The organism is Anatilimnocola aggregata, from assembly GCF_007747655.1.
Lineage (GTDB): Bacteria > Planctomycetota > Planctomycetia > Pirellulales > Pirellulaceae > Anatilimnocola > Anatilimnocola aggregata.
In genome coordinates this window covers 1894017-1914566 of record NZ_CP036274.1, presented here as the reverse complement: position 1 = coordinate 1914566, position 20550 = coordinate 1894017, and the positions used below count along the sequence as shown (strand labels likewise).

The following is a 20550-nucleotide window of genomic DNA, read 5'->3' as shown; positions in this document are numbered from 1 at the left end:
GAAATTTTGATTATCCAAAATCTGTAAGTTTTGCTATTCGAAATAATGGTCTGCAAGTTGTCAATGGGCTGCTTTGAATATGTCGCAAGTAGTTTCCACCAAACAACTTGGTGGCGCGTCTGAGACGCAATCTGAAAGCGACTAAACTTCCGGCGACGCTTTATGGCAGGCCACGAGGTGGTCGCGACCTTCGAGCAGCGGGACTTTCTCTCGGCAGAACTGCTCGGCAATCGGGCAGCGATCGGCAAAGGGACAGCCCGGATAGACCCGGTCTGCCGAGGGGACTTCACCTTTAAGAATGATCCGCTGCCGCTCACGCTGCAGCACCGGATCGGGAATGGGCGCGGCCGACAGCAGCGCCTGCGTATAGGGATGCCGCGGGTTTGCGTGAATCGCGTCCGCAGACGCCATCTCGACGATGCGCCCTAGGTACATCACGCCGATGCGATGCGAAATATGCCGGACCACCGACAGGTCATGCGAGATGAACAGATACGCGAGACCCAGTTGCCGCTGCAAGTCCATCAGCAGGTTGATGACCTGCGCTTGAATGGAAACATCGAGCGCGGAAACTGGCTCATCGCAGACAATCAATTTCGGTTGTACGGCGAGCGCGCGAGCAATGCCGATTCGCTGCCGTTGTCCACCGGAGAACTCGTGGGGATAGCGATTCAGGAACCGCGGATTGAGCCCGACCAGGTCCATTAGCCGCATCGCTTCGAGCTTGCGGTTGTTGCCGTAGAGCCCGAAGATTTCCATCGGCTCTTGGATGATTGCCCCGACGGTCATGCGTGGATTGAGCGAGGCAAATGGATCTTGAAAGATCATTTGAATGTTGCGGCGGTAAGGCAACATTTGCCGTGGCGTCAGTTGGTCGACCCGGTCCCCAGCGAGCCAGATCTCGCCGCTCGTCGGCTTCTGCAGGTGAATCACCGCGCGAGCGGTAGTTGTCTTACCGCAGCCCGATTCGCCCACGAGCCCGAGCGTTTCTCCTTCGCGAATCGTAAAGCTGACTCCGTCAACCGCCCGCAGCACTCCCGGTTGGCCGAACAGCCAACCACCTTTTCGCTTCGGAAAGTGAACCTTCAGGTCTTTCACGACGAGTAGCGGTTTGTCGCTCTGTTTTTGCAAGCGACGACCAACTTCCGGAGCAGCAGCGGCCGTCATGAATGAGTTCCTGCGGCGCGAGCCTGTTCAGTCGGTGATGGGATCTTTGTCAAGTCGGCGAAGCAAGCCTTCAGCCCACCGTGAATGGCTGGCTCTAGCGGCGGCTCCTCTTGCGAACAGCGCTCTAAGCGAAATGTGCAACGGGGATGAAACGCACAACCCGTCGGCGGATGCAACATATCGGGCGGTTGGCCGTCGATGGCAGCGAGTTGATCTTGCCGCGTGGCATCCCAGCGGGGGATCGATTTCAACAGGCCCAGCGTATAGGGATGCTGCGGCTGGGCAAACAATTCGTAAACGCCCGCTTGCTCGACGATTTTCCCCGCGTACATCACCAGCACGCGATGGCACACACTGGCAATCACCCCCAGGGCGTGGGTAATGAGAATCACCGCGGTGCCGTGCGTCTTCTGCAACTCGGCAATCAGTTCCAGCATCTGCGCTTGAATGGTCACATCGAGGGCCGTTGTCGGCTCGTCGGCGATTAAAATCTCGGGCTGGCAGGCCAGCGCCATGGCAATCATCACCCGCTGCCGCATTCCTCCCGAAAACTGATGCGGAAAGTCGTCGATCCGCTCGGCAGCAGCCGGTATGCCGACCCGCTCGAGCATGTCGATCGCATGCTTACGTGCCTGGGACGACGAATGCTTCAAATGCAACTGGGTGACTTCGGTCAATTGCTCGGCAACCGAGAGAAACGGATTGAGCGCCGTCATCGGATCCTGAAAGATCATCGCAATCCGCTTGCCGCGAATCGATGACAACTCGCGCGTGCCGAGCTTCAGCAGGTCTTGCCCGGCGAACATCGCCCGCCCGCGCTCAATCACGCCGGGAGGCCGCGGAATCAGTCCTAAGAGGGCGAGATTCGTCACGCTCTTGCCGGAACCCGATTCGCCGACAATGCCCAGCGTTTCACCCGGATGCAATTCGAACGACACACCATTCACCGCGCGAATCGAACCATCGTCGGTTCGAAACGACACGTGCAAATCATCAACGGTCAGAAGCGGCTTAGTTCCAGATGTGGAAGACATGCAGGAACTATACGGCCCGCGCGCAGCGGTCGCAACTGCCAAAGTGATGGCTGCACCGCTTGTTCACGGAGAACCGGGAACCGGCAGAGCTTCCTCGGTAGCACCTGGCACAGCGCCCACGTCGCCGCCTCCCTCAATCACTTCGATTGCCGGTTCTTGATTGCCCCAGGTCAACTCGAAGACGACGTTCGGATTGGGTTTGTCCACCTGCAGCACCAGGCCGGAAGTTTTAATGCTGGCGTACTTTGGTGGAATCAGCCAGCGTTGCCGATCACCGCCAACATCTACCCGCGAAAAGATTTCTACCGGATGTTCGCCCAGAATTGCGCCATCGAAATCGTCGTAGGTCGTGAGTTGAAAGCGACCTTGCTGGTCAATCATCGAAATGGCGGGACGGTCATTGCTGGGAACCACGGCAATCGTGCCTCCCGCCAGAGGTTTACCATCAATGAGCACCGTTCCGGCGATCGGCACTCGGCGAGAACGACTATCGCATCCGGTGGAAAGTAGCGTTAGAGCGATGACAGGAATAACAGCAAGTCGCAGCATGATCGAAATGCCGAGCGTTGCTCGGACAGTGGAACTAGGGTTGATCGGTTTCGCCGCCGGCGCGCGTCGACATCGCCTGGTAGGCCGTCATGTTGATGTTATCGCCAATGAATTGCACGTGACCATCGCCATAGGCAAACAAGGCTCCGCCGGGGTGCCTGCTACTGAACGCGCCATTCACTTGCAGACCGTACAGGTTCAGCACGAGTCCCTTTTGCGGCCGGGTATTGAGCGCATTTTCGGTTGAACGCAAGCTGTCGACGTGACGCAGGGCGACCATCCATTGATTCTGGTTGTGCGGATGATCCCCTTGAGCCACTTCACCGACAAACATCGTGTTGCTCAAGCCATCGGTCACATCTTTCAGCTTGATTTCGCTGCGGTACATGAACACACCCGTGTTCAAGTGCTTGGCGTTTTGATCGGTCCCTTTCGTCGGCCCCAGTGTGCCGTGATTGAGGGCATAGCTTCCGATGCCCCAGTTGCCGGCGGATGTCTTCTTCGTAAAGTTGCTCGGGCAGACGATAAACTTGGGCTGCAACGAGAAAAGGTGAGAGATTCCCGTGTTCCAACCGGCGGTATCGTTGGTGACGCTGGCACAACCCGTCGCTGGCGCGACCGCACCTTTTTCGAAGCCGAGTTGGTCGTACAAAGGCTGCTGTTCGAGTTGTGGGAGGAGCATCACGAAGCCACTGGTGCCCGGGCGAGTCGACGAAGGACGGGTACCGCAGCCATGAGCGGGCAAGTTGGTATTACAATCGCAACCCATTCGGCCAGTTGGCAAGATTCGCAGCGAATCTTCATAGTTGGCGATCGCCAGCACGAGTTGCTTCAAATTGTTCGAGCACTGCATGCGGCGGGCAGCTTCGCGCGCGGCCTGCACCGCGGGGAGCAGCAGGGCAATGAGCACGCCGATAATGGCAATGACAACGAGGAGTTCAACGAGCGTAAAGCCCGATCGGAATGAGCGGTGCATGAGGGAGAGGTCGCTCGGCAAAATCAGATGAGACTGGTAGGGGCGGGGTTGGAGCCGGTTAAGACGTCCGGCACGTTGCCATTATTTGTCGACTTTTGGTTGACGCAATGGAAATGGCGGCAAATTTGAGCGATTGCAAAACTGACGCCGCTCAACTAGGTGGTGTGCGGGGTGCTGAAGCGATTTAAACTCCCTCTCGGTACCGTTGGCGGAGATACTCGCGGCAGGTTGTGAAGTACGCGTGATAGTCGGCCCGTTGATAGTCGGGATACGTCCAGGGGCGAGTTTGCCAGGTACCGCGCGCGTAGTGTAGCGTCACTTCGGCAAAGATTCCTTGGGAGAGATAGATCCGATGATCGCGGTCTTTCGTTGAGGCCAGCACCAGTTTCGCTTCGGTGAGGTAACCTGGATCGATGTTCAGCGGTCGCGCTTCGCCATGATTTCCAAGCGCGCGATACTCTTCCTCCCAGCGATTGGCCGTCAGTTTTAATTCCGGTAACTGACCAGGATCGATCAACTGCTCGCTTACGAGAAACATCTTCTGTAGGTCAGCTCCCATCGAGGCTTCGTAGTAAGTTGTTTCGCGATGTTCAAACAACGGACTTTCCGACTTGATGGCGCCCCAAGCTGCCGCAAATCGCGCGCGAGCCCACTCCAGCGCGGCGGCATGCCGACTGAAGACGGCCGCAATCAACAGCACGGGTCTTTGCTTGACGGTGTCGCCCATTCCTACTCCTGGTTTTGCGTGGTGACCAGTCGCTCGTTCCTAGCACCGGTGCTGCCCCTTCCCTCAGCATCGTGCGCTGGGTAAGGTTGAGAGATCGCGGCAGTTCTGCCGCGGCATACAACCTCCTGCTGTCTTACTATTAGCGGCTGCAATGGTCAAAGCCAAGTCTCGCGGATTGGAATACGTCGAACCGATTGGGGCCCGCGTGCTCGTGCGCAAGGACGAACCCAAGCGGCAAACCAAGGGAGGCATCGCACTTCCCGATGCTTCCGAAATCCCAACAATTACCGGCCGCATCGTGGCGATCTCAGCGCAGATCGAGAACGACGAGAACGTACCCCTGCGGCAGTACGACAAAATTCTCTTCCACCCGAAGAACGCTATTCCTGTCGACTTCGAATCGGACAATCAACTGTTCGTGATTCCGGTCGAAGATGTTGTCGCAGTCTTTCGACGCGAGCCAAAAGAAAATTCTGCCAAGGACAATGGCGACGACGAATAGACCTGCCGTTCGAGCTTCAGCCCCTCACCCCGACCCTCTTCCCGGAGTACCGAGGCGAGGGAGGAAATGCAGAGGCTTCCGACTCCCCGAACTTTAAACATTGAACTTTGAACCTCAAACTCTCGCCATGAACGTCGTTGGCATAGGTACGGATATCATCGAGTGCCTGCGGATTGCGCAGATGATCGAGCGCCACGGCGAACTCTTCTTGAATCGCGTTTATACGCCTCACGAGATTGAGTATTGCTCGGCCCGCAAAGCGTCGACGCAGCATTATGCCGGACGCTTCGCCGCGAAAGAGGCGATTCTTAAAGCGCTGGGCACGGGCTGGACCCGCGGCATTGCCTGGGGGGATATGGAAATCCGCAACGACTTCGGTGGCAAGCCCCGTGTATTGCTTGGCGGCGGTGCCCGCGAGGTTTGCGCGCAGCAAGGAATTGCCCAAATTCTGATCAGCATCAGCCATTGCCGGACGCATGCCACTGCCTATGCACTCGCCCTCGGCAGCGGCGATAGTGGTGTGATGGGCCTGCGCGACTAGACGGTTGCGAATCATGTGGCTTGCGAGCTGGCGTTAAGATCACGTTCAAGTTCACTCCTCCTCGTTAGATGCGCATCTTTGCGCAAATACGAAAATCTTGATCGCGACGAAACAGTCACTGTTCTGCGGAAAGATTGGCGACCGGCGGCAGCGAATCGAGCATCTTTGCATCCGTGCGGCGGAGCTCGGCAATGGCGGCTGCGCGTAGTTTTTCTATGGTTGCGACGTGCTGTGGTTCACCTGCAAGGTTCTTCAGTTCGTTGGGATCAGTCAGCAGATCGTAAAGTTCTTCTGGCTCATTGGCTTCCAGCGTGCGGATGTATTTGTAGCGGCCCTGGACAATCATCACATACCAGGGAACGCCGCTCTTGTGCCGGTTGCCTGGCGGCGTGGGGACGGTGTCGCAGTTGGCTCCAAACTTATCCGCGGTGAAGGGCATCATCGTCGTATGCGGCCAGGCGGCGTCGGGATTCTTCAGCAGCGGAGTGAGGTCATGGCCGTGCATGGTCCACGGCAATTCGAAACCGGCGAAGCGAAAGAACGTTGGCGGCAGGTCCGCGCCGCCGACCGGCGTGCGGCAGACTTTGCCTTCGGGAATGGTGCCGGGCATGGAGATGATCAGCGGTGAGCGGATGTTCGCATCATAAGGAGCAAGTTTCGCGCGGAAGCCGTGCTGCCCCCAGGCGTAACCTTGATCGGAGGTCATCACGACAAGCGTATTTTCTAGTTGACCCGATTCTTCCAGCGCGGCGAGTACATTGCCGATGCCTTCATCGAGCGCACGGACGGCCTGATGATATTGCCGCGACCACTCAGAGAGATTGCGGCCCCGATCGCGCGCGAAATCATCGCCGACTTCACTGCCGATCGCCTTGTCGCTGAGGACCGGTTCACCTTTGGGCCCCTTCTCCCAAGCGGCGATCATTTGCATGTAGCTGGGCTTGCCCGCGCGCGGCGGATAGATGTCGGCCGGGGTCTCGACGGTGACTCCGGGATAGTCCTGCAAATGCCGCTCGGCCGGCGCATAAGGCGCATGAACGCCGCCATAGCAGAGCCACAGGTACCAGGGCTTTGACTTGTCGCGGTGCTCACCCTGAATGTAATCGATTGCCCAGCGCGTGTAGTTGTCGGTGGAATACCCTGGGACGACCTTCGGTTCTCCACCGTCGATCGAGAGGAGTTGGTCGTGGTAATAATTGGGCGCATTGGCGGGATGCTTCGGTCGGTTCCAGACGATCTGATGATCCCAATCGCGGCCAAAACCTGCATCGCGCCCCGAGTGCCACTTGCCGATGTGCGCGGTGTGGTAGCCATTCCGCCGAAAAACAGCTGGCCAGAAGGGGCACTGTGCGGGATCGTATTCGCTGCCCGGATACTCCCCCTCCATCCGCATTGTCAGAGCGCCGTACTGATGCCGGCCGGTGAGCATGGTGACCCGCGAAGGCATGCACCAGGTGCCGATGTAGGCATGTGTGAATCGCACCCCCCGTTTTGCCAGTCGATCGATGTTCGGCGTCCGCGCCCAGGACTCCGCATGTTCGTAGCATGAGAGTGTGCGGTACGAGTGGTCGTCCGTGTAAATGAACAGAATGTTCGGGCTCTTCGCCACGGCGAGCGACGGACATAGGGTCAGCAGATACAGGGCCAGCAGAACCAGGCCGAGAGAGGCGGTCTTCATAGAATTTATTTCTTCTTTCCTTTGGTGCCCTTGTTCTGTTTCGTGGCAGAGTTCCAAGCATCGTTGTTGCCGGTGACGACGTGCGTCCGCCTGGCCCAGGCGTCGTATTGGGCTGCCATCGTTTTGACTCGATCTGGATGCTCGTCGGCCAGGTTGTGCAGTTCTGTGCGGTCGGCCTCGATGTCGTACAACTCCCAGCGTTGACCGGCCAGTGCAACCAACTTCCATTTGCCCTCGCGCACCGCGCGGTTGTCTTCGTGGTTAAAGAAGATTGGCTGCGACCGGGCGAGCACTTTGCCGGATAGTGACGGGATCAGGCTCACGCCTTCGATTGGCTCGATGGCTTGGCTCTGAAACTTTGCGGGATACTTGGTACCCGCCACATCCACGACAGTTGGCATCAGGTCGATTACATGCCCGGGCTGATGCACCAGCTTGTTACGAACGGAGGCGTCGATCCCGCTTGGCCAGTGGGCGATCAGCGGCGTCGAGTTGCCACCTTCGTGGACAAAGTGTTTCCACTTGCGGAACGGCGTGTTGTTGAGCGTTGCCCAGTTCTGTCCAAGGAAAACGTTTGAGTGCGCGTCGCCGGGGTTTTTCCCCTCATAGCGGCCGTTCGGCCCCGACTCGGCATTGCCGCCGTTGTCGCTGACGAACAGGATTAGCGTGTCGTCGAGTTGCCCCCGTTCACGCAGTCCATCGACGAGTGTCCCGACGCTACGGTCCATCGTGTCGATCATCGCCGCGTAAATCGCCATCATGTGATCGAACCGCTTCTGCTCATCGGCGGGGACATCTTTCCAGGCGGGCGAATTGGGGGCCCGCGGCGTGAGCGGCCATTTCGCATCGACGAGTCCCAACTCAATCTGCTTGCGATGCCGCGCCTCGCGCAGTGTGTCCCAACCCGCTAGATACTTGCCGCGATACCGGGCAATATCTTCCTCGGGTGCCATCAACGGAAAGTGAGGCGAGCAATGAGCCAGATACAAAAAGAATGGTTGCTTCGCTGAGATGGCTTCATCGACGAACTTAAGTCCCCATTGCGACCACAGGAAGGAGCCGTACCACTCGCCGAACTGCGGATCGTTCAGCGGCCTCTCCTCGCTGTTGAGATACAGCTTGGCGCCTCCCTTGCTGCCCGTTTGATTGTAAAAATAGACGCCCCCGGCTTGCAGATTCAGACTGCGGTCGAAGCCTCGCTTCCAAGGCGGTGTGCCGTGCTGCTGGCCCAGATGCCACTTGCCAGTCATGGCGGTGAAGTATCCCGAGTCGCGCAGCACTTCGGCCATCGTCACGCTGGTGTCTGCAATCTTTCCTTGAAACCCTGGATGGCCCGGCTTGACGACATTGTCGAGATGCCCCATTCCTGCCTGGTGCGGATAATGGCCAGTCAAAAGCGCCGCCCGCGTCGGCGAGCACCGCCCCGTGTTATAGAACTGCGTGAACCGCACCCCATTCTTCGCGAGCGCGTCAAGGTTTGGTGTGGGAATCTCGCTGCCGTAGCAGCCAATATCCGACCAGCCCATGTCGTCCACCAGAATCACGACAATGTTGGGTCGACCGGCACCAGATGCGTCACGCAGTAAACCGGTCAGAGCAGCGAGCGCTGACATCAGTACGATGCACAATAAGGGTCGAATCATAAATTGGCTTTTCGCTGACGACAGGCCTAGGGTTGAGAGAGGAGGTAACGAGGGATGCGGTCGGCAGGTTCGGAGAACTGCAAATCGCGAACGAGTGATTGAGCCTGAGGAAGCGTGACGGTACCGGCTTTCCACATGAAGTCGAGCGCATTCTGCGCTGCAAGAGCCTCCTGCTTGTTGCCGTTCTTGAGCACGTCTGCGATGGTTTGCCTAGCGACCTCTCGTTCGCCAAGCATACCGATAGCTTCGGCAGCGACCACACGCACGTCGAGCCACTCGTCGTCGAGAAGATCGCGAAGCTTCTCCTTCGCAGCGATTGACTTATCGCCAAGGACCAGGCATCCCGTTGCGGCCCAATAACGGATGACGGGATGCTTGTCGCCCAGCGCGCTGAGGAAGTCGGGCAAGTTCGCGGCATCGCGGTCGCTGGCTTTGTCTGCGAGGTCGAGAATGCGCTGCAGCGGATAGGCCTGGCTCTGCGCGTAATCGTAAATGGTTCTGTCTCCCGCAAGCTTGGCAAACATACCTTCCGGAATGAAGCCGGTGTCGCGAGTCTTGAGGATTTCGGCACGCAGCGCGGCCTTGAGTTTCGCGATGCGTGCGGCGTGCTGCGGTTCGGCGATGCGGTTGTGAACTTCAAACGGATCGCCCGCGAGTTGATAAAACTCCTCGCCAGGCTTGGGTTGCCAGTAGGCGGCTTGTACGTCGTTGCAGCGGCCTGCGGTGAACTCGTCGAACCATGATTTCATACTGGGCAGCACCCGAAACGGATACGAATAGTGCTGGCCCCAGGGCCGGTGCGGTGAATAGTTGCGCACATAACGGAACTCCGCTTCGCGCACGCTACGGATGGTGTCGTAGCGCTCGTCCATACGGCCACGAAAGAGGAAAACCTGCTCGCGCGGCGCGACCCGCTTATCGCCTAGAAATGGACGGCCCTCATAGTTTGCGGGAACCGGCACGCCACACAGGCTGAAGACCGTCGCCGGAAAATCGACAAAGCTTACAAGTTCCTCAACCCATTGGCCCGGTTCAACTGGTGCCAGTTGCGCCCACTTGGTTGGGAAGCGGATGATCAACGGCACGCGGGTGCCGGTGTCGTGGATGTTTCGTTTGCCGCGCGGCAGCGCGCCTCCGTGGTCGCCGTAGTAGAAGATGATCGTGTTGTCCGCGAGGCCAGCCTGCTCAAGTTCCCCGAGCAGCGCCCCAACCTGCTTGTCCATCAGCGTTATTTGATCGTAATAATTCGCCCAGTCGCGGCGGATGACCGGCGTGTCGGGATGATACGGCGGCAGTGGGACTTTCTCGGGCGGCACTCGAAAGCTCGACTTATTCTGTTTCGGCGCGACCTGGCTTTCGTGGCTAGTGCCGATATTGAAGACCGCGAAGAAGGGCTGGCCAGCGGCGCGGTTTTTGTAATGCGATTTAGGGCTGCTGTCGTCCCAGATCTTGCGTTTGACCGCGACGTTGTAATCAGTTTTAGAGTTGTTGGTGCAGTAATAACCCGCCGCGCGCAGAGGTTCGGGATAGAGCTTGAACTGCTCCGGGATGGCCACGCTGCTGCGGTGATGGTGAGCACCGAGTGACGACGCATACATGCCGGTAATGAGCGTCGTGCGCGCGGTCGAGCAGACTGGGGCGTTAGCGAACGCGTGGCGATAGCGAACGCCGTCTTTCGCGAGACGGTCGAGGTGCGGGGTCTGAGCAAGCGAATCGCCGTAACAGCCAAGATACGGGCTGTTGTCCTCGCTGGTGATCCACAGGATGTTCGGCCGTTCTGCGGCGACGAGGGAGCCGGAGACGAACATCGTGACGAACAAGGCGATTGGCCTGGACCAGATTGCTTGATGTCGATTCATGGTGAATTCCTATTGAGGTCCGGGGGCATTGATGCGCGCGGCGTTCTTCGGCTTGCCGGGGAACTCGCCGCGTTCGGCCTTCGCGTTGGTCTTGCTACGATCTAGCGGGTCTCCAGATTCGCGGTCGAAGGTGTCGGCAGTGAGTTTGTCGGGAACGGCGTCGCCAGTTTCGTCGATCCATTGATCCAACAGCGCGGCGAGTCGCGTTTTGATTGCGGCATGGGCGGGGTCAGTCGCCAGGTTGCGAAGTTGCTCTGGGTCCTTCGCGGTGAGGTACAGCTCTTCGTTCGGTCGGGGCGCGAGGAACACGTCGGCCTGCGCGGGCGTGAGCTTGTTCGCGTCGCGGAGTGCCTTAAGCGCTGCGTGCGCTGGCGAGCGCACGGAGTCGGCGGGACCTTGCCAGGCCAGCGCGGGACGGGCGTTGCGGATGTAAAGCCAACCGTCGCTGCGCACCGCGCGACCGTGAGCCTCATAGTCGTGCCAGTTGTGCTCCGAGAAGGCGTGCCGACGAGTGATGTTTTGCGGGTCGCGCAGAACTGGGGCGAAGCTCAAGCCCTGGAAGCTTGGCGGCGGCGATTTGACTCCGGCCAGTTCGAGTAATGTCGGCGCGATGTCAATGACGCTGACGAGGCTCGCGCTGGTGCTACCCCGTTTTGCAATGCCCGCGGGCCAATGGGCGACGAGCGCGGTCTTCATGCCGGAGTCATGCAGGCGCGTTTTCGCGCGCGGGAATGGACGGCCGTTGTCGGCCAGCACGAGCAGCAGCGTGTTGTCGAGCACTCCCTGCGCGGCGAGCGCATCGGCGACCTGGCCGACGAAGTAATCGAACCGCGTGACCTCGTTGTGATACGACGCGAGATCCTCGCGCGTGGCAGCATCATCGGCGAGAAAGGATGGTACGGTGATGTCTTGCGGGCGATGCTGGGGACCGTACTTCGATTCGACCCATTCCTTATTCGCATCCCAGCCCCGATGTGCATCGACCGCTGCGAACCAGAAGAAAAACGGTTTGTCCTTGGGCCGCTGTTCGATGGTCTGAACCCATTTTGCTTCCGCGCCGTGATTGTCCGGCGTGACGCCCGGGTCGATCAGGTCCCACGTCTCCGCGCCCACCTTCGCATTCTCGCGAGTCATGTGGTTCTTGCCGATAACTGCTGTGTAATAGCCGTGCTCGCGGAGCACGGTAGGGAGCCACGGAATGTTCGCGGCGATCGGCTGATGCAGTTCGGCCGCCGGACCCAAGTTGTGGGGATAGCGTCCGGTGATGATGCTCGACCGGCTGGGGCTGCAACTGCTGGCCGTCAGGTACGCCTCGGTGAATCGCAACCCGTTGGCTGCGAGCGCATCAATGCGCGGCGTACGAGCCGTCCGGCTGCCGTAGCAACCGAAGTCATCCCAACTGATGTCATCTGCAATGCAGACCACAATATTCGGGCGCTCAGCGGCGAAGGCTTCGCTACTCGACAACACACAGAGTACACATGCTGCGAGGACGGTTTTCATGGTGAGATTGCCAATGGTTACGGTTGCTTTTTATGCTTTGGTTTGTTCCCAGCCAGCGGGAAATCTGCCGAGTCGATGTGGGCCCGCGACATCAATATCTTCAGCCGTGCGACGATTTCGCGGTTGTACTGCGGGCCTGTGAAGTATCAACCAATCTTTCAAACTCACTTTTTGCCGCCGGACCATTTGGGTTGCCAGTCAGCTGATTCGCTCCGTGCCGAATCCAAGTAGTCGCCGATCGTTGATGCAATGTCGGGATGTTTTGCCGCGACATTGGTTTTCTCCCCGATATCGGCCTGTTGGTCGTACAGGGCGATGGCTGCGTCAGGACTGCCTGTGCGAATCCCCTTCCAACGCCCTTGGTACAAGGCCGCTTGTTTGAAGCCTCCCTCGTGAAATTCCCAATAGAGGAAATCGTGCTTGGGCTGACGTGCGGCGGGCTGGCCGAGCAGAGTTGGCACAAGACTGATCGAGTCGCAGTGGTCGGGAGTCTTGGCGCCAGCCAGTTCGGCGGCCGTCGCCAGCCAGTCTCCAAAATAGGCAACGTGATTTGTCTCGACCCCGGTTGGCACATGACCGGGCCACCAGGCAATCAGCGGCACACGAATGCCGCCGTCGGTCAAGCTGCGCTTGATGCCGGACAACGGCCCCGACGGATTAAACCGCGCGAGGTTATGGTTGCTTTCGTTGTGCGGCCCATTGTCGCTGGTAAAAACAACGAGCGTATTTTCCGCCAGACCCTGCTCGCGTAACGTCGCCAGCATTCTGCCCACGTATCCGTCAAGCCGCGAGATCATCGCTGCCTGCCCTTTGTCTGGATCGGGCCAGTCCCGATCGGCATAGGGACCAAAATCGGGTACCTGAGCCCCGTTCTTCAATTCGCGAGTTCGTTCGTTGTTGGCGTGCGGAATGACCATGCTCCAGTACAGGAAGAATGGTTGCGACTTGTTGGCAATAACAAACTTGATCGCCTCATCCGCGAACAGATCATCGGCGAATTGAACCGCCTTGGTCGCATAGCCCGCGCCGTCGCCACCTACCGGAGTCACGACATTCGGCAACTCGACGCGTTCTTCGTTCCGCCAGAGAAATGCAGGAAAGTGATTGTGAGCGTGCCGCTGATTCAAGTAACCGAAGAACTCAGCGAAGCCGTGCTTGCGCGGCAGCCCGCTTTCCGCGGCACCGACATCGCCGAGTCCCCACTTGCCGATGAGCGCCGTCCGATAGCCGGACTGCTGCAGAACCTTGGCGACCGTCACATCCTCGGACCGTAGCGCCTGAGCGCTTGGATTCGTCGCGCCCGCGTTGCCACGGACGCGCGTGTGCCCGTGATGCTTGCCGGTCATCAGCACACTCCGCGATGGAGCGCAGACGGTAGCACCGGCATAGAACTGCGTGAACCGCAGCCCCTCCTTCGCCATGCGATCCAAATTGGGGGTTGAGATCACTTTCTGTCCATAGCAACCGAGATCGCCAAAACCCAGGTCGTCCGCGAGTATCAGCACAATGTTTGGTGCACGCTTGGAGATCGCGCTTTCATCGGCAAATAGCGGACAAAGTGCGCAGCAATAAACGGTGATCGCAACGATCGGCGTAGCGACTTTGTGTAGCAAAAACATAAAACTTCGCTGAGAGAGGAGCGGGCTGGCATCGTCAGCTGCAAACCGGCTCATTGCCCAGGGTTTGCCGAACGGCGTCAGTATCACGGCAGGAAAACGCACGGTCAACCAAGAAGCACACGCGCGAATTTTATGGCAGAAAGCGAACGATGTACTGACAGTACGTCGCGGTCTGTGGTCAGGCACTGGGCCGCCTGCGGATACTTGGCTTGATCGTCGGCCACGAAGGCGACGAAAACCTTTCCCGCGGCCAACGGGGTGATCGAAAAAGTACCCCCTGGCCGTTGGCACGCCACAAACTTCATCGGGGCTCTCTGCACCGATGGCATCAACGGCCTACTCGTCAAACTTCGCGCTGATTGAACTTCCCTGCGCGAAGTTCTAAGAACCAGAGCGCCGAAATTACTTCAATCACGGCGGCAACCGCTACCCAAAAAAGGGAACCGCACTCGCTAGAAGTCTGCATCGAGGACGATGCGATATCTGGCTTTGCCGGCCTCCAAGCGATCGAACGCTTCGTTGATCTGCGACATCGGATAGTGCTCGGTTTGCGGGCTGACCTGGTGACGCGCGGCGAACTCCAGCATCGTTCCAATCGCCACCGGCGAACCGGTGGGTGAACCCGAGATACTTTGCTGACCCCAAATCAACTGGATAGCGGAGACAGGAATCGGCTGCGGGACTGCACCAACCACATGCATCCGGCCATTGGGAGCCAGAGTGCCAATCATCGCTTGCCAATCGAGTGGCACGTTCACCGTCACGATCAGCAGGTCGAACGTCCCTGTCAGTTTCTTCATCGCCGCCGAATCGCGGCTCGAGACAACTTGATTCGCCCCAAAGCTGCGGGCTTCGTCAAACTTACTTTCGCTGGAGGTAAAGGCCGTCACATCGCAGCCGTAAGCAGCGGCGAACTTGACACCCATGTGGCCCAAACCGCCGATGCCCACGATGCCAACGCGGCTAGTAGGCTTGGCATACATGGCCAGCGGATTGAACACAGTAATGCCGCCACACAGGAGCGGTCCAGCTTCGGCGTAGTTGATGTTTTCGGGCAAGGGAATAGCCCAGGACCAGTGCGAACGGACCCGCGTTGCAAAGCCCCCTCGATGGCCGATGATCGTCGGCATTGCCTCCGCGCACAGGTGCTGATTGCCCGACATGCACTGCCGGCAGTGCAGGCAACTTCGAGCCGTCCAGCCGACTCCGACAGCTTGGCCAACTTTCAAACCCTTAGCCGAAGTTCCAACTTCGACCACTCGGCCGATGACTTCGTGACCCAGCACCGCTGGATATTGAGAAGCGCCCCAATCGTCTTTTAGCACCGAGAGGTCGGAGTGGCACAACCCACAGTGTTCAACCGCAACCTCCACCTCTTCAGCACCGAGTTCTCCTAGATCGATGCTCTGACGGACGAGTTTCTGCTTCGCACTCGGGGCAACCCAGGCTTCAACTTTGGTCATGGCAAGGCTCACTTTCGTTAGAAACTAAATGGGTGGTTAGTTGCCAGCTGGCACGACTTGGAATCAATGCGATGTGGCATCTGACGCTTCAGGACAGAACTCGCTCCGCTGACGAGGACCTGGAGACGCACTACTGAACTGCGGGTGTATACCAGATTGATCGGCGGGTCTTACACGCGTTTTAGACCAAGTTGCGCCACTTGATCGAATTGGCGGTACGCGAACTGTGCGAAATCGAACTGTGCGAAATGAATTGGCCATCGTTAGACCCCTCCTTTGGTAAGGGGCTTTTGTTCAGGACGCAAGTTGAGCCCAGAATCGGACTCCTGGGTAGCTGAGCAGGCAAACAGGTCAGCGTCTAAAGTCAGCGTGCGGTTATCCCAGTCCGCCTTTTTCAAGCACTCAACGTTCAAGACTTTCAGTCATATCTCTCGGGTTGATCGCATCACTGGGTATGGATTGGCTCTCGGCGGACGCCAATAATGCAGCCATGCGTAACAACCCGTGGTTGATAGCGTTGGTCCTTCTAGCTCAGGCATCCCTTGCTGCCAGTGCCGACGCCCCTTTTGGCTTAACCAGTCGCACGCCGTGGACCACTTCCAAATTCCACGGTCAACCGGAACCACCGCCGCCGTTTCGAGCGGAGCGAGTCTATCCGGACATTCAATTCACTGGCCCCACTGTCCTTACAGGCGCGCCGGGAACCAAGCGTTGGTTCGTCGCCGAAAGACTGGGAAAGATCTACTCATTTCCCGTTGAGGGTTCGAAAGCCAAGCCAGATCTCTTTCTGGACTGCACCGAACTCGCGAAACAACTCAGTGAGCACGAGAAGCAGCCTATCGAATTTCATGCGCTGTACGGCCTCACCTTTGATCCTCGCTTCGAGCAGAACCGCTTCTGTTATGTGTGCTACGTGGTTCATCGGCGCGGAGGCCGGCCGCAAGACCCAGACGGAACGCGCGTCGTGCGTCTGAAGGTGAGTGACACGAATCCGCCCCGCTGCGAAGTTGCCAGTGAGAAAACAATTATCACGTGGCTCGAAGGGGGACATAACGGCGGCTGCCTCAAGTTTGGCCGGGATGGATACCTCTACATCTCGACTGGCGATGGCGGTGAAGCCTTTCCCCCCGATGGCAAGAATACGGGTCAGGACCTGTCCGACTTACTGTCTTCGATTTTAAGAATCGACGTTCATCCGGCCGACTCTAAACGGCCCTATGTCATTCCCGGCGACAACCCGTTCGTGTCGCTCGACAAAGCGCGCGGCGAGAACTGGGCCTATGGTCTGCGCAATCCCTGGAAGATGAGTTTCGACCGACTTACCGGCGAACTTTGGGTGGGCGATGTGGGCTGGGAACTGTGGGAGTTGATCTATCGGGTGCGCAAGGGAGAAAACTATGGCTGGAGTCTGGTCGAAGGCCGACAGTCCGTTCACACCGAGGGGATTCCCGGTCCCACGCCGGTCATTCCTCCCACCATCGATATTCCCCACACCGACGGAGCCTCGGTGACCGGAGGATATGTCTATCGAGGCCGGCAGTTTCCCGAACTGTATGGCATATACATCTTCGGAGATTGGGAGACGCGGCGCATCTGGGGGGCCAAGGTTGAGGAGCAAAGCGTCGGCCAGTACCGCGAACTCGTGGAGCCGACGGTGCGCATTGTCGACTTTGCAGAGGACGAACAAGGTGAGCTGTATCTCTTGGACAACGATGCGGGCACGATTCACGTGCTCGCCCGCAACGAGGCGAAGCCTACCCATTTGCAGTTCCCCCGCAAGTTGAGCGACACCGGCATTTTCGACTCGGTAGCAGAGCATCGCGTGGCACCGGGAGTGCTTCCCTTTTCGATCAACGCCGAGCAATGGTCCGACTATGCAGTTGCCCAGCGTTACCTGGCATTGCCTGAGAAAACTTCCATCGGTCTGCATTCGCGGGCCATGCTCATCCCGGGGAAGCAAGGCAGCCGAATTATGGATTTTCCTGCCGAGACTGTGCTCACGAAGACGCTCTCGCTCGACTTGATCCAAGGCGATCCCGCCAGCCGGCGACGTATCGAAACACAGGTGCTCCATTTCGACGGCATCGATTGGCGCGGCTACAGCTACGAGTGGAACGAGCAGCAAACCGATGCTGTGCTCGTTGCTGCCGAGGGGAAGTCGCGCACCTGGCACGTTGAGGATGCGCAGGCACCGGGTGGCAAGCGCGTCCAGAACTGGCTGTTTGCCTCGCGGATGGACTGCATTCGTTGTCACAATCCTTGGTCCGAGCACACGCTGGCTTTCAACATCGCTCAGCTGAATCGTTCGCACGACTTTGGCTCAGTCACCGATAATCAAATCCGCACGCTCAAGCACATTGGCGTGCTGGTCGACGTGACTGACCCACCTGATCCCAAAGACCCCACGGCGCAGGACGGAGGGCCGAAGCCGCCGGAACAACTTCCTCGGCTGGCCGATCTGCGCGATGGCAGTGCGAATTTGGATCTCCGCGCCCGGGCCTATCTGCACGTCAACTGCTCGCATTGTCATCGCTTTAACGGCGGTGGCTCCGCGCATATTTATCTGCAGCATGACCTGCCACTTACCAAGATCAAAGCTCTGGACCTGCGACCAATCCAGGGAACCTTTGGCATTCGCGATGCGCGGATACTGGCCTCCGCCGATCCTTATCGCTCGGTGCTCCTCTTTCGACTGGCGAAGTCGGGACCGGGACACATGCCCCACTTGGGCTCTAAGCTTGTCGATCATCAGGGGGTCTCCCTGATTCACGATTGGATTGCCTCGTTGCCCGGCAAACCTGCCGAAAGTGAATCCGCCAAGCTGACCCAACTCGCAAACGACACTGCAGCAGCAGACCGCTCAGCGGCCATTGCTGAGTTGCTTTCAACACCGGGGCACGCCCTGCGTCTGGCTCATGCGGTTCGTCAACGAAAGCTTGCTGAGCCCAATCGCCAACTGGCCATTGAGGCGGCGCTGCAGCAGGCTGATCTTGCCATTCGCGATTTGTTCGAGCCCTTTGTGCCCGAGGAACAACGGACCAAGCGGTTGGGTGAGTCGATCCGTCCTCAAGAGATTCTGGCAATGACGGGCGACAGTTCCCGCGGCCGCCAATTGTTTCACGAATCAACAGTGACGCAGTGTCGCAATTGTCACCGCAGCGAAGGGAAAGGGGGCGAGCTAGGACCGGACCTGAGTGCCATCGGCAAGAAACTCGATCGCTCCAAATTGCTCGACAGTATTTTGCAACCTTCGGCCAGCATCGATCCCAAGTACGCCGGCTGGCTGGTGGAGACCAAAGCGGGCACGGTAATTACGGGACTCATGGTCGAGAAAACCGACGCAGCCATCGTCATCAAGGACATGCAGAACAAGCAGCATCGGCTGGCGACCGACGAGATTGAAGCGTTGTTCCCTCAGCGGAAGTCGCTCATGCCCGATTTGCTCCTGCGCGATTTCACCGCGGCGCAAGTCGCAGACTTGCTCGCCTACTTGTCCAGTTTGAAGTAATTGCACTGGTTGAGCGCCATCGGATGGGATGTATCTCCATGAATTCCACGCGACGCACATTTCTGGAAACTTCCATCGCAGCTGGCATGGCAGCTGGCATCGCAGCTCCATTGGCGTTTGCCGTGGAGCCGAAAGCGAAACTCCCCGTCGCCGGAATTACCACCACTTATGGCCCCAACAATCACGCCGACGTGATCTTCACGAAGATCGTATCGGGCTATGAGCACGATGGCGGCCCTGGGCCCGATCTAAAACTGACTTCGCTCTTCGTCGAGCAAGAGCATCCGCGGGATCTGAGCCGCGGGCTGTCAGAAAAGCATGGCTTTCGCTTGGCTCGCTCGATTGACGAAGCCCTCACGCTGGGCAGCGATGACCTGGCCGTCTCCGGCGTGCTGATTGTGGGCGAGCACGGCAACTATCCGAACGACCCCGTTACCGGCCAGAAGATGTATCCGCGCCGCCGACTGTTCGACGAGGTGGTGAAGACGTTCAAGCGTGTCGGCAAGGTGGTCCCCGTCTTCAACGACAAGCACCTGAGCTACAACTGGCCCGATGCCGAGCACATGGCAAAAACCGCGCGCGAAATGAAGTTCCCCTTCATGGCTGGTTCGTCGTTGCCAGTTGCCTGGCGCTTGCCGCCACTGGTACTCGAGCGCGAATGTCAAATCGAAGAAGCTCTCGCCATTGGCTATTCGTCGCTCGAAAGCTACGGCTTTCATGCCGTCGAGGTTTTGCAGTGCATGGTCGAACGGCGTCGAGGTGGCGAGACGGGCGTCAGGCGAATTGAAGTCGTGAAGAGAGATGCGATTTGGGCAGCGCAAAAAGCGGGACGTTGGTCGCGAGAACTGTTCGATGCGGCGCTCGCGACCACGCCGGAAGAAAAGAAGGGAGAGCCGGAAAAACTGCTCGATTCAAGGGCCGCCTTCTACCTGATTGAGTATCGCGACGGTCTCCGCGCCACCGTCGCGATGGCGAATGGCGTCACGCGGAATTCTTCCTTTGCTGCCAAGCTTAAGGGACAGCCCAAACCGGTAGCCACCTGGTTTGCCGTGCAGAACGAAGCCCCCTTCGGTCACTTCGGGTACTTGCTCAAAGCCATCGAGCAGATGGTTCGTACCGGCAGGCCAGCTTATCCCGTCGAGCGGACTCTACTCACCACCGGCATCATCAACGCCGCGATGAAAAGCTATGCCACTTCGCAGCCCATCGAGACGCCCTATCTCGACATTGCTTATCAGCCCGCCGATTGGCCCAGCGCACCAGGCAAGCCGTCTTAACTCACAACTCCGGTGACTTCAACAATGCCTTTCGCTTCCAGGCTTAAGCATCTCGCAAACCTTCGAGCACTTGCCGCATGGCTTCACTTGGCCCTTGACTCGTAGAACCCGAGGCCGCCGGGGCACCGTGCAACGTTGGTGTGGTATATCGAGTCCATTCCCAGGTTTGTGTCTCTGGATCGAAGACCACGAGAGCGACCGAGTTCTTGCAAACCCTGTCGACCAGTTCGAGGCGAGGTGGAACCTCAACCTCCTGCCAAGAGTAACGAAACTTCATGGGAAGAAACCTGAAGGTGCTTTGGCAGGCACTACGAGGATTAAAGAATCGATTCTAAGAAAACTCCCATCCGAAGTCTCGGCTCAGAAGCAAGTTGCGGCAATCCGCTTTCGTTCGCTACCGATGCCGCTTTGCCACTTCATCCAGAAACTACCTAGAAGACAAAAGCCCTCTTCAGTGATCTCGCAATCGAAACCTTCCGTCCCCGTTCGCCCAGCACGCTTAGC

The 20550-nt window shown here is 58.4% G+C and carries 16 protein-coding genes; 4 read left to right on the top strand and 12 right to left on the bottom strand.

The annotated features are described in order from the left end of the window. Positions 1-141: 141 nt before the first annotated feature. From ETAA8_RS07470 to ETAA8_RS07450, 5 genes are all read right to left on the bottom strand, one after another. Positions 142-1167 (bottom strand): ABC transporter ATP-binding protein, encoded by a 1026-nt coding sequence (locus ETAA8_RS07470; protein ID WP_145087079.1) that lies wholly within the window; start codon positions 1165-1167, stop codon positions 142-144. Continuing rightward, positions 1164-2201, bottom strand: a complete 1038-nt coding sequence (locus tag ETAA8_RS07465) for an ABC transporter ATP-binding protein (protein ID WP_145087076.1) — start codon at positions 2199-2201, stop codon at positions 1164-1166. Before ETAA8_RS07465 ends, ETAA8_RS07470 begins: the two co-directional genes overlap by 4 nt. A gap of 63 nt (positions 2202-2264) precedes the next feature. Further along, positions 2265-2750, bottom strand: coding sequence for a DUF4198 domain-containing protein (locus ETAA8_RS07460; RefSeq protein ID WP_145087074.1), 486 nt, complete (start codon positions 2748-2750; stop codon positions 2265-2267). A 34-nt stretch (positions 2751-2784) separates the two neighbouring features. Continuing rightward, positions 2785-3726, bottom strand: coding sequence for a DUF1559 domain-containing protein (locus ETAA8_RS07455; RefSeq protein WP_145100281.1), 942 nt, complete (start codon positions 3724-3726; stop codon positions 2785-2787). Positions 3727-3910: 184 nt separating this feature from the next. Beyond that, positions 3911-4453, bottom strand: a complete 543-nt coding sequence (locus ETAA8_RS07450) for a DUF4416 family protein (RefSeq protein ID WP_145087071.1) — start codon at positions 4451-4453, stop codon at positions 3911-3913. Positions 4454-4604: 151 nt separating this feature from the next. On the opposite strand from ETAA8_RS07450, the gene ETAA8_RS07445 reads away from it, so the two are divergent. After that, entirely contained in the window at positions 4605-4955 is a 351-nt protein-coding gene (locus ETAA8_RS07445) for a co-chaperone GroES (RefSeq protein WP_145087068.1), read from the top strand. A 127-nt stretch (positions 4956-5082) separates the two neighbouring features. Continuing rightward, the gene (acpS, locus tag ETAA8_RS07440) at positions 5083-5496 is read left to right on the top strand and encodes a holo-ACP synthase (protein WP_145087065.1); all 414 of its coding nucleotides are present in this window, start codon (positions 5083-5085) and stop codon (positions 5494-5496) included. 115 nt (positions 5497-5611) lie between these two features. Here the strand turns inward: acpS and ETAA8_RS07435 are convergent, their stop codons facing one another. The 6 genes from ETAA8_RS07435 to ahr form a co-directional block, all read right to left on the bottom strand. Continuing rightward, positions 5612-7174 (bottom strand): sulfatase family protein, encoded by a 1563-nt coding sequence (locus ETAA8_RS07435; protein ID WP_145087062.1) that lies wholly within the window; start codon positions 7172-7174, stop codon positions 5612-5614. Positions 7175-7179: 5 nt separating this feature from the next. Next, the gene (locus ETAA8_RS07430) at positions 7180-8817 is read right to left on the bottom strand and encodes an arylsulfatase (protein WP_238397701.1); all 1638 of its coding nucleotides are present in this window, start codon (positions 8815-8817) and stop codon (positions 7180-7182) included. A 26-nt stretch (positions 8818-8843) separates the two neighbouring features. Then, the gene (locus ETAA8_RS07425; protein ID WP_145087059.1) at positions 8844-10676 is read right to left on the bottom strand and encodes a sulfatase family protein; all 1833 of its coding nucleotides are present in this window, start codon (positions 10674-10676) and stop codon (positions 8844-8846) included. A 9-nt stretch (positions 10677-10685) separates the two neighbouring features. Continuing rightward, positions 10686-12179 (bottom strand): sulfatase family protein, encoded by a 1494-nt coding sequence (locus ETAA8_RS07420; protein ID WP_145087056.1) that lies wholly within the window; start codon positions 12177-12179, stop codon positions 10686-10688. Positions 12180-12343: 164 nt separating this feature from the next. Beyond that, complete coding sequence (locus ETAA8_RS07415; RefSeq protein ID WP_145087053.1) at positions 12344-13798, bottom strand: arylsulfatase; 1455 nt, start codon at positions 13796-13798, stop codon at positions 12344-12346. Positions 13799-14250: 452 nt separating this feature from the next. Continuing rightward, the gene (gene ahr, locus ETAA8_RS07410) at positions 14251-15261 is read right to left on the bottom strand and encodes an NADPH-dependent aldehyde reductase Ahr (protein ID WP_145087050.1); all 1011 of its coding nucleotides are present in this window, start codon (positions 15259-15261) and stop codon (positions 14251-14253) included. A gap of 454 nt (positions 15262-15715) precedes the next feature. On the opposite strand from ahr, the gene ETAA8_RS07405 reads away from it, so the two are divergent. Together ETAA8_RS07405 and ETAA8_RS07400 are read left to right on the top strand one after the other, a co-directional pair. Continuing rightward, the gene (locus ETAA8_RS07405) at positions 15716-18769 is read left to right on the top strand and encodes a PQQ-dependent sugar dehydrogenase (RefSeq protein WP_145087047.1); all 3054 of its coding nucleotides are present in this window, start codon (positions 15716-15718) and stop codon (positions 18767-18769) included. A 38-nt stretch (positions 18770-18807) separates the two neighbouring features. Further along, entirely contained in the window at positions 18808-20046 is a 1239-nt protein-coding gene (locus ETAA8_RS07400) for a hypothetical protein (RefSeq protein WP_202921642.1), read from the top strand. Positions 20047-20089: 43 nt separating this feature from the next. On the opposite strand, the gene ETAA8_RS07395 is transcribed toward ETAA8_RS07400, so the two are convergent. Further along, the gene (locus ETAA8_RS07395; protein WP_145087043.1) at positions 20090-20323 is read right to left on the bottom strand and encodes a hypothetical protein; all 234 of its coding nucleotides are present in this window, start codon (positions 20321-20323) and stop codon (positions 20090-20092) included. Positions 20324-20550 lie beyond the last annotated feature (227 nt).

Bases quoted from the DNA above. Each gene is read 5' to 3' on its own strand.
- ETAA8_RS07470 (WP_145087079.1), bottom strand. From the start codon at position 1,167: ATGACGGCCGCTGCTGCTCCGGAAGTTGGTCGTCGCTTGCAAAAACAG.
- ETAA8_RS07465 (WP_145087076.1), bottom strand. From the start codon at position 2,201: ATGTCTTCCACATCTGGAACTAAGCCGCTTCTGACCGTTGATGATTTG.
- ETAA8_RS07460 (WP_145087074.1), bottom strand. From the start codon at position 2,750: ATGCTGCGACTTGCTGTTATTCCTGTCATCGCTCTAACGCTACTTTCC.
- ETAA8_RS07455 (WP_145100281.1), bottom strand. From the start codon at position 3,726: ATGCACCGCTCATTCCGATCGGGCTTTACGCTCGTTGAACTCCTCGTT.
- ETAA8_RS07450 (WP_145087071.1), bottom strand. From the start codon at position 4,453: ATGGGCGACACCGTCAAGCAAAGACCCGTGCTGTTGATTGCGGCCGTC.
- ETAA8_RS07445 (WP_145087068.1), top strand. From the start codon at position 4,605: ATGGTCAAAGCCAAGTCTCGCGGATTGGAATACGTCGAACCGATTGGG.
- acpS (WP_145087065.1), top strand. From the start codon at position 5,083: ATGAACGTCGTTGGCATAGGTACGGATATCATCGAGTGCCTGCGGATT.
- ETAA8_RS07435 (WP_145087062.1), bottom strand. From the start codon at position 7,174: ATGAAGACCGCCTCTCTCGGCCTGGTTCTGCTGGCCCTGTATCTGCTG.
- ETAA8_RS07430 (WP_238397701.1), bottom strand. From the start codon at position 8,817: ATGATTCGACCCTTATTGTGCATCGTACTGATGTCAGCGCTCGCTGCT.
- ETAA8_RS07425 (WP_145087059.1), bottom strand. From the start codon at position 10,676: ATGAATCGACATCAAGCAATCTGGTCCAGGCCAATCGCCTTGTTCGTC.
- ETAA8_RS07420 (WP_145087056.1), bottom strand. From the start codon at position 12,179: ATGAAAACCGTCCTCGCAGCATGTGTACTCTGTGTGTTGTCGAGTAGC.
- ETAA8_RS07415 (WP_145087053.1), bottom strand. From the start codon at position 13,798: ATGTTTTTGCTACACAAAGTCGCTACGCCGATCGTTGCGATCACCGTT.
- ahr (WP_145087050.1), bottom strand. From the start codon at position 15,261: ATGACCAAAGTTGAAGCCTGGGTTGCCCCGAGTGCGAAGCAGAAACTC.
- ETAA8_RS07405 (WP_145087047.1), top strand. From the start codon at position 15,716: ATGGATTGGCTCTCGGCGGACGCCAATAATGCAGCCATGCGTAACAAC.
- ETAA8_RS07400 (WP_202921642.1), top strand. From the start codon at position 18,808: ATGAATTCCACGCGACGCACATTTCTGGAAACTTCCATCGCAGCTGGC.
- ETAA8_RS07395 (WP_145087043.1), bottom strand. From the start codon at position 20,323: ATGAAGTTTCGTTACTCTTGGCAGGAGGTTGAGGTTCCACCTCGCCTC.